Here is an 8,772-nt window from a genome sequence, read left to right on the forward strand (position 1 = left end):
GGCGGCCGGGCCCCGGCCCGGTCCCGGCGACAGCCCCGGGCACGAGCAGTGGAGGGGACAGCGACAATGCCGGCCGAAGAGAGCTCCGCGCGAAGCCGGGGCCGCTCACGCGCGACCGTACCGGCCCGCCGGGCGCTCACCCCGGGCCTCCTGGCCCTCTCCGTCCCCGCAGGCCCCCCGCTCCCCGCAGGTCTCGCGCTGCGCGGGCGGCTGGCCACCGGCTCCACGCGGCCGACGCCGCCCAGGGGCGGCCGGGCCGCCGGCAGCCCCCGTCCGTCCCGCGCAAGCGGTGTGCGGCGGCTCTACGAGCAGGCGCGGCGGGCCTGGGACCGCCCTCTGACCGCCTACTACCTGATCCTCGGCTCCAGCCTCCTGATCACCGTGCTGGGCCTGGTGATGGTCTACTCCGCCTCGATGATCAAGGCGCTGGACATCGACAAGCCTGCCGCCTACTTCTTCCGCAAGCAGTTCCTCGCCGCAGCCATCGGGGCCGGACTGATGCTGATCGCCGCGAAGATGCCCGTGAAACTCCACCGGGCACTCGCCTACCCCCTGCTCATGATCACCGTCTTCCTGATGGTGCTGGTCCAGGTGCCGGGGATAGGGATGTCGGTGGGCGGCAACCAGAACTGGCTCTACCTGGGCGGCCCCTTCCAGCTCCAGCCGAGTGAGTTCGGCAAGCTCGCCCTGATCCTGTGGGGCGCCGATCTGCTGGCCCGCAAACAGGACAAGCGGCTGCTGACCCAGTGGAAGCACATGCTCGTGCCGCTCGTCCCGGTCGCGTTCATGCTGCTCGGGCTGATCATGCTCGGCGGCGACATGGGAACTGCGATGATTCTCACCGCGATCCTGTTCGGCCTGCTCTGGCTGGCCGGCGCACCCACCAGGCTGTTCGTCGGGGTGCTCGCCGTCGCCGGCGCCATCATTCTGCTGCTCATCAAGACCAGCCCGAACCGGATGGCCCGGCTCGACTGCATGGGCGCCAGCGAGCCCGGACCCGGCGGCTCGTGCTGGCAGGCCGTACACGGAATCTACGCTCTGGCGTCCGGCGGATGGTTCGGTTCCGGGCTGGGCGCGAGTGTGGAAAAATGGGGTCAACTGCCTGAACCGCACACCGACTTCATCTTCGCCATCACCGGGGAGGAACTGGGGCTGGCGGGGACGCTGTCGGTACTCGCCCTCTTCGCGGCTCTAGGCTATGCGGGTATCCGCGTGGCCGGACGCACGGAGGACCCCTTCGTGAGGTACGCCGCGGGAGGCGTGACCACTTGGATCACGGCCCAGGCCGTGATCAACATCGGTGCGGTGCTCGGCCTGTTGCCGATCGCCGGTGTCCCGCTCCCGCTGTTCTCTTACGGGGGGTCGGCCCTGCTGCCGACGATGTTCGCTGTCGGGCTCATGATCGCCTTCGCGCGAGAGGACCCCGCGGCGAAAGCGGCCCTGGCCATGCGGAGGCCCGGGGTGAGATGGAAGACGATGAGACGGCGCGTCAAGAAGCGTCCGTCCGGAGAGCGGTGAATTTCGGTGCATGTCGTACTCGCCGGTGGGGGGACCGCCGGCCACATCGAGCCCGCGCTTGCCCTCGCAGATGCCCTGCGAAGGCAGGACCCGACCGTGGGCATCACTGCCCTCGGCACGGAACGCGGACTCGAGACCAGGCTCGTACCCGAGCGGGGGTACGAACTGGCGCTGATCCCGGCTGTGCCGCTGCCCCGTAAACCCACCCCAGAACTGATCACTGTCCCGGGACGGCTGCGCGGCACGATCAAGGCCGCCGAGCAGATCCTGGAGCGCACCAAAGCGGACTGTGTCGTCGGCTTCGGCGGCTATGTGGCACTGCCCGGCTACCTCGCCGCCAAGCGCGCCGGGGTCCCGATCGTCGTCCACGAAGCCAACGCCCGCCCCGGCCTGGCCAACAAGATCGGTTCGCGGTACGCGCACGGGGTCGCCGTCTCCACCCCGGACAGCAAGCTCCGCGGTGCCCGCTACATCGGCATCCCGCTGCGCCGCACCATCGCCACCCTCGACCGGGCCCGGGTCCGCCCGGAGGCGCGCGCCGCCTTCGGCCTCGACCCCAACCTGCCGACGCTCCTGGTCTCCGGCGGTTCGCAGGGCGCCCGTCACCTCAACGAGGTGGTCCAGCGGGTCGCGCCCCTGCTCCAGCGCTCCGGAATCCAGATCCTTCATGTGGTCGGCCCGAAGAACGAATTGCCGCGTATCGACAACATGCCCGGGATGCCGCCGTACATCCCGGTACCGTACGTGGACCGGATGGATCTCGCGTACGCCGCGGCCGACATGATGCTCTGCCGCGCCGGCGCGATGACCGTCGCCGAACTCTCCGCCGTCGGGCTCCCCGCCGCCTATGTCCCGTTGCCGATCGGCAACGGCGAACAGCGGCTCAATGCTCAGCCGGTGGTCAACGCGGGCGGCGGTCTCCTGGTGGACGACGCGGCGCTCACCCCCGAGTGGGTGCAGGGCAACGTCCTCCCGGTGCTGTCGGATCCGCACCGGCTGTACGAGATGTCCCGCGCCGCCGCGGAGTTCGGACGGCGGGACGCCGACGACCTGCTCGTCGGCATGGTGTACGAGGCGATTGCCGCACGCCGCAAGGCGTGAGGCGGTGCAGGACCCGGGGCGAGGGCCCCGGGTCCGGCTAAGGAGCGAGCGTGGCCGGACCGACGACCGCCCAGCGCGGTGCAGGGCAGCGGGCGGAGGCCCCCGCCCGCCCGCCGCACATCGGCCCCGAGGGGCGCCGGATCGGTCGCCGTACGCTGCTGATCCTGATCGCGGTGGCCGTGGCCCTGCTCACCGCGGGCGGAATCTGGCTGTTCTACGGCTCTTCCTGGCTACGGGCCGAGCAGGTACGGATCACCGGTATCGAAGTGCTGACCGAGGCCGAGGTGGACGACGCCGCCGCGGTGCCGATCGGGGCGCCGCTGATTTCCATCGACACCGACGCGATCGCGAACAGGTTGCGCCAGAAGTTGCCTCGTATCGATTCGGTGGATGTCGTACGGTCATGGCCGCACGGCATCGGACTTAAAGTGACCGAACGGAAACCGGTTCTGCTGGTGGAAAGGGGCGCAAAGTTCATCGAAGTGGACGCGGACGGCGTTCGCTTCGCAACGGTGGACAAAGCGCCAGCAGGCGTACCTCTGCTGGAATTGACACCTGATCAGTCCGCGAGTCTGCGCCGTTTCGGCAGCGACCGGCTGGTGCGGGAAGCGGTCCGGGTCGCCTGTGAACTTCCGGGAAGTGTCGCCAAGGACACCCGAGTCGTACGGGTCACCTCGTTCGACGCGATCTCCCTGGAACTCACCAGGGGGCGCACGGTGAACTGGGGCAGCAGTGATGAGGGGCCGATGAAGGCAAGGGTCCTCACCGCTCTCATGAAAGCCGCTCCCAAAGCGGGGCACTTCGACGTGAGTGCGCCCATCGCCCCGGCCGTATCGGACAGTTGACGCACGTTTGGCCTGGCCAGCACCCTGGTTGGTCAGCGCTACGGGTGATCACATAGGGTGAAAAGAAAAACGGGAGGTTCGGCGTGTTCGTTGAACGTGCGCCACTTGTCGACTTAGTGTCCTGTTCGGAAGAGTCCAAGAAGCAGACACACTGGTAACCCTAAACTTCAACGTTAGGGTTCGGGTCGGCGTTCGGACCGTCCCAATCGGCATCCGTCGTCGCGGCGGAATCCCCGCAACGCGACGACACGTAACTCGAGGCGAGAGGCCTTCGACGTGGCAGCACCGCAGAACTACCTCGCAGTCATCAAGGTCATCGGTGTCGGCGGCGGTGGTGTCAATGCCATCAACCGAATGATCGAGGTCGGTCTCAAGGGCGTCGAGTTCATCGCGATCAACACTGATGCGCAAGCCCTGTTGATGAGCGACGCCGACGTCAAACTGGACGTCGGCCGTGAACTCACCCGTGGCCTCGGAGCCGGGGCAAACCCGGCCGTCGGTCGCAAGGCGGCAGAAGACCACCGTGAAGAGATCGAGGAGGTCCTCAAGGGGGCCGACATGGTCTTTGTCACCGCAGGAGAAGGCGGTGGCACCGGCACCGGCGGCGCACCCGTCGTCGCCAACATCGCGCGCTCGCTCGGCGCCCTGACGATCGGCGTGGTCACCCGCCCGTTCACGTTCGAGGGCCGGCGACGCGCGAACCAGGCGGAGGACGGCATCGCCGAACTCCGCGAAGAAGTCGACACCCTCATCGTCATTCCCAACGACCGGCTGCTGTCCATCTCGGACCGCCAGGTCAGCGTGCTCGACGCGTTCAAGTCGGCCGACCAGGTGCTGCTCTCGGGTGTCCAGGGCATCACCGACCTCATCACCACCCCGGGTCTGATCAACCTCGACTTCGCCGACGTCAAGTCGGTCATGTCCGAGGCCGGGTCGGCGCTCATGGGTATCGGATCGGCCCGCGGCGACGACCGCGCGGTGGCCGCGGCGGAGATGGCGATCTCGTCGCCGCTCCTGGAGGCGTCCATCGACGGCGCCCGTGGTGTCCTGCTCTCCATCTCCGGCGGCAGCGACCTCGGTCTCTTCGAGATCAACGAGGCTGCGCAGCTGGTGAGCGAGGCGGCCCACCCGGAGGCGAACATCATCTTCGGCGCCGTCATCGACGACGCACTGGGTGACGAGGTCAGGGTCACCGTGATCGCCGCCGGGTTCGACGGCGGTCAGCCGCCGGCCCGACGCGAGAACGTCCTGAGCGCCAACTCCACCAAGCGCGAGGAGCCGGCTCCGCCGGTCCGGGCCGCCGAGCCCGCCCGTCAGTCGGGCGGACTGGGCTCCGTGCCCTCGCGCGAGGAGGCCCCGGTCCAGGCCGAGTCCGTACCGGTGGCGAACGAGAACTCGCTTCCGCCGGTTTCTCCGCCGCACGTCCCGCCGGCCCGTCCCTACCAGGACACCCAGGCCGAAGAGCTGGATGTTCCGGACTTCTTGAAGTGATAGGTCCGCACGACGCGGTGCCCGCAGCGCTCTCTGCGGGAAGCGGCGCCCACTTCGCCTTCACCGACAGGTGGGGCGGGGTGAGCGCCGCTCCGTACGAGGAGCTCAATCTCGGTGGCGCGGTCGGGGACGACCCGGCCGCCGTGCGCGCCAACCGCGAGCGCGCGGCCCGTTCCCTCGGTCTCGACCCGGCGCAGGTCGTCTGGATGAACCAGGTGCACGGGCGTGACGTGGCCGTGGTCGACGGACCCTGGGGCGACGCCCCGGAGATCCCGGCCGTGGACGCGGTCGTGACCGCCAGGCGCGGACTCGCACTCGCCGTTCTCACCGCCGACTGCACGCCGGTTCTGCTCGCGGACCCGGTCGCGGGAGTCGTGGCCGCGGCGCACGCGGGCCGCCCGGGTCTGGTCGCCGGAGTCGTTCCGGCCGCCGTCGAGGCCATGATCGCTCTCGGCGCCGAACCTTCCCGGATCAGCGCGCACACCGGACCGGCCGTCTGCGGACGGTGTTACGAGGTTCCGGCGCCGATGCGGGCCGAGGTCGCCGAGGCCGTCCCGGGCTCGTGGTCCGAGACGAGCTGGGGAACACCGGCGGTGGATGTCACCGCCGGGGTCCACGCCCAGCTCGACGGTCTCGGGGTGAGTGACCGGCACCGTTCCCCGTTCTGCACACTGGAATCGGGCGACCACTTCTCGTACCGCCGCGACCGCACCACCGGGCGGCTCGCCGGATATGTCTGGTTGGACTGATAGGGCATGACGGACCGTAGGACTCAACTCGCAGCAAATCTGGCACAGGTGGAGGAACGCATTGCTTCCGCCTGTGCCGCGGCCGGTCGCAAGCGGGAGGAGGTGACCCTCATCGTGGTCACCAAGACCTATCCCGCGAGCGATGTGCGGATCCTGCACGAACTCGGTGTGCGGCATGTCGCCGAGAATCGTGACCAGGATGCGGCCCCCAAAGCCGCCGCTTGTGCGGATCTGTCGCTCACATGGCACTTTGTCGGGCAATTGCAGTCGAACAAGGTTCGTTCTGTGGTGAGTTATGCCGATGTGGTGCAGTCGGTGGACCGGACCAAGCTGGTGTCGTCGCTCTCGGCGGCGGCCGTGCGCGGTGAGCGCGAACTCGGATGTCTCATCCAGGTCGCGCTCGACGCCGGGAGTGGTGAGCGCGGTGACCGCGGCGGTGTCTCACCGGACGGGATCGAGGAGCTGGCCGCGGCGGTGGGCGGGGCTCCCGGGCTCAGGCTCGACGGACTGATGACCGTTGCTCCGCTCGCCGGTCCGTACGCGGGCAGGCAACGGGCGGCGTTCGATCGGCTGATGGAAATCTCATCCCGCCTGCGCGCGGACCATCCGGCTGCGAACATGGTCTCCGCGGGGATGAGTTCGGATCTCGAGGACGCGGTATCGGCCGGAGCGACACATGTACGCGTCGGTACGGCGGTACTCGGAGACCGACCCGGCCTCGGGTAACGTCGCGAAGCAAGTCGGACCACAGCAGAAAATATGGTCATTTCCGCCCAAGGCGGTCAGGCCACAGTGGATCGCGGGCACTTGGTGACGAATGCCGATCCACCACAGAGCGGAGGACTCAGAGCATGGCCGGCGCGATGCGCAAGATGGCGGTCTACCTCGGCCTCGTGGAGGACGATGGGTACGACGGTCCGGGGTTCGACCCCGACGATGAATTCGAACCCGAGCCGGAGCCCGAGAGGGACCGGCGGCGGCATCAGCCCGCGCATCAGGTGGAGCGGGAACGCGACCGCGAACGGGACGAACCGGTACGAGTGGTGCAGCCGCCCGCGCAGCGGGAGCCGGTTCAGCTCCCCGCGGAAAGCGGACGACCCGCCCGAATCGCACCCGTGGCATCCATCACACCTGAACGCCCGAACATGGAGAAGAACGCGCCCGTGATCATGCCCAAGGTTGTGTCCGAGCGGGAGCCGTACCGGATCACGACGCTGCACCCCCGGACCTACAACGAGGCCCGTACCATCGGGGAACACTTCCGTGAGGGCACTCCGGTGATCATGAATCTCACGGAGATGGACGACACGGACGCGAAGCGACTTGTCGACTTTGCCGCGGGACTTGTCTTCGGTCTCCATGGCAGCATTGAACGAGTGACGCAGAAGGTGTTCCTGTTGTCGCCTGCTAACGTCGATGTCACGGCGGAGGACAAGGCCCGGATCGCAGAGGGCGGATTCTTCAACCAGAGCTGAGAACACGACACCGGGAACGACCCGGCCGAGAGGCCGGAGCTACGAGAGCCAGGGGAGAGGGAAGCGCGAGTATGGGCGTCGCACTGGATGTGGTCTATATCGCGCTGATGTGTTTCCTCATCGTGCTGATCTTCCGGCTGGTCATGGACTACGTCTTCCAGTTCGCACGTTCATGGCAGCCGGGCAAGGCGATGGTGGTCGTACTCGAGGCCACCTACACAGTCACCGATCCACCGCTCAAGCTTCTGCGGCGGTTCATCCCGCCGCTGCGTCTCGGGGGCGTGGCACTCGACCTGTCCTTCTTCGTTCTGATGATCATCGTCTACATCCTGATCAGCATCGTGATCAGGCTGTGAGCGATACGGTCTTGCCGACTGCCGACGACTACGTAGAGGTGAAGAAGAGATGCCGCTGACCCCCGAGGACGTGCGGAACAAGCAGTTCACGACCGTCCGCCTCCGAGAAGGCTATGACGAGGACGAGGTCGATGCCTTCCTCGACGAGGTCGAATCCGAGCTGACGCGCCTGCTCCGCGAGAACGAGGACCTGCGAGCCAAGCTGGCCGCTGCCACGCGTGCTGCCGCGCAGAACCAGCAGCAGCAGGGCATGCGCAAGCCGGAGCCGCAGGATCGTCCCGGCGCGCCCGTTCCCGCCGCCATATCCGGTCCGCCGGTGCAGCAGCAGCCCCCGCAGATGGGCCCGCCCCAGCTGCCTGGTGGCGCTCCGCAGCTGCCCGCCGGTCCCAGCGGCCATGGCCCCCAGGGTGGCCACGGTCCCGGTCCGCAGGGCCCGCACGGCCCCGGCCCGATGCAGGGTGGCCCCATGGGCGGTCACAACCCCCAGCAGCAGCAGATGCAGCAGATGCAGCAAATGCAGCAGATGCAGCAGCCGCCGCAGATGCAGCAGCAGGGCCCCGGTGGCGACAGTGCCGCCCGTGTCCTCTCGCTCGCGCAGCAGACCGCCGACCAGGCGATCGCGGAGGCCCGTTCCGAGGCCAACAAGATCGTCGGCGAGGCGCGCAGCCGTGCCGAGGGTCTGGAGCGCGACGCGCGAGCCAAGGCGGACGCCCTGGAGCGGGACGCGCAGGAGAAGCACCGCGTGGCGATGGGCTCGCTGGAGTCGGCCCGCGCGACGCTGGAGCGCAAGGTCGAGGACCTGCGTGGCTTCGAGCGCGAGTACCGCACCCGGCTGAAGTCCTACCTGGAGAGCCAGCTGCGTCAGCTGGAGACCCAGGCCGACGACTCGCTGGCCCCGCCGCGGACGCCGGCGGCCGCTTCCCTGCCGCCGTCGCCCTCGCTGGCTCCGGCCGGTGCGGGTGCGATGGGTCACGGCATGGGTGGCAACCACGGTGGTCACACCGGCCAGCAGATGGGTGGCAACCCGTCCATGGGCGGTGGCCCCTCGTACGGTGGCCAGCAGCAGATGTCGCCCGCGATGACGCAGCCGATGGCGCCGGTGCGGCCGCAGGCGCCGCAGCCGATGCAGCAGGCGCCTTCGCCGATGCGTGGGTTCCTGATCGACGAGGACGACAACTGAGCGGTTTGCGCTCGCTGAGCGCGTAGCCGTCGGCAGGCAAAGGGCCGGGCCCCGGGA

9 protein-coding genes are annotated in these 8,772 nt (G+C 68.6%); all 9 read left to right on the forward strand.

Annotated features, from left to right (window positions below):
* Positions 1-66 precede the first annotated feature (66 nt).
* Complete coding sequence (ftsW, locus tag ACFT7S_RS32550) at positions 67-1,518, forward strand: putative lipid II flippase FtsW (RefSeq protein ID WP_382738037.1); 1,452 nt, start codon at positions 67-69, stop codon at positions 1,516-1,518.
* Between the two features lie 6 nt (positions 1,519-1,524).
* A complete protein-coding gene (gene murG, locus ACFT7S_RS32555; RefSeq protein WP_382738040.1) occupies positions 1,525-2,619 on the forward strand; it encodes an undecaprenyldiphospho-muramoylpentapeptide beta-N-acetylglucosaminyltransferase in 1,095 nt (364 codons plus the stop codon).
* A gap of 50 nt (positions 2,620-2,669) precedes the next feature.
* Positions 2,670-3,464 (forward strand): cell division protein FtsQ/DivIB, encoded by a 795-nt coding sequence (locus ACFT7S_RS32560; protein ID WP_382738043.1) that lies wholly within the window; start codon positions 2,670-2,672, stop codon positions 3,462-3,464.
* Positions 3,465-3,740: 276 nt separating this feature from the next.
* Positions 3,741-4,955 (forward strand): cell division protein FtsZ, encoded by a 1,215-nt coding sequence (ftsZ, locus tag ACFT7S_RS32565; RefSeq protein WP_382738046.1) that lies wholly within the window; start codon positions 3,741-3,743, stop codon positions 4,953-4,955.
* Complete coding sequence (gene pgeF, locus ACFT7S_RS32570) at positions 4,952-5,704, forward strand: peptidoglycan editing factor PgeF (protein WP_382738050.1); 753 nt, start codon at positions 4,952-4,954, stop codon at positions 5,702-5,704. The genes ftsZ and pgeF overlap by 4 nt, the downstream gene beginning before the upstream one ends.
* Before the next feature lie 6 nt (positions 5,705-5,710).
* Positions 5,711-6,430 (forward strand): YggS family pyridoxal phosphate-dependent enzyme, encoded by a 720-nt coding sequence (locus ACFT7S_RS32575; protein ID WP_382738053.1) that lies wholly within the window; start codon positions 5,711-5,713, stop codon positions 6,428-6,430.
* Positions 6,431-6,555: 125 nt separating this feature from the next.
* Positions 6,556-7,179: a cell division protein SepF gene (locus ACFT7S_RS32580; RefSeq protein ID WP_382738056.1), complete on the forward strand. Its 624-nt coding sequence runs from the start codon at positions 6,556-6,558 to the stop codon at positions 7,177-7,179.
* A gap of 71 nt (positions 7,180-7,250) precedes the next feature.
* Positions 7,251-7,535, forward strand: coding sequence for a YggT family protein (locus ACFT7S_RS32585; protein WP_084996064.1), 285 nt, complete (start codon positions 7,251-7,253; stop codon positions 7,533-7,535).
* Positions 7,536-7,584: 49 nt separating this feature from the next.
* The gene (locus ACFT7S_RS32590) at positions 7,585-8,715 is read left to right on the forward strand and encodes a DivIVA domain-containing protein (RefSeq protein ID WP_382738059.1); all 1,131 of its coding nucleotides are present in this window, start codon (positions 7,585-7,587) and stop codon (positions 8,713-8,715) included.
* The last annotated feature ends 57 nt before the right edge of the window (positions 8,716-8,772 follow it).

Origin of the sequence: Streptomyces sp. NPDC057136 (assembly GCF_042670885.1) — a bacterium.
Taxonomy (GTDB): domain Bacteria; phylum Actinomycetota; class Actinomycetes; order Streptomycetales; family Streptomycetaceae; genus Streptomyces.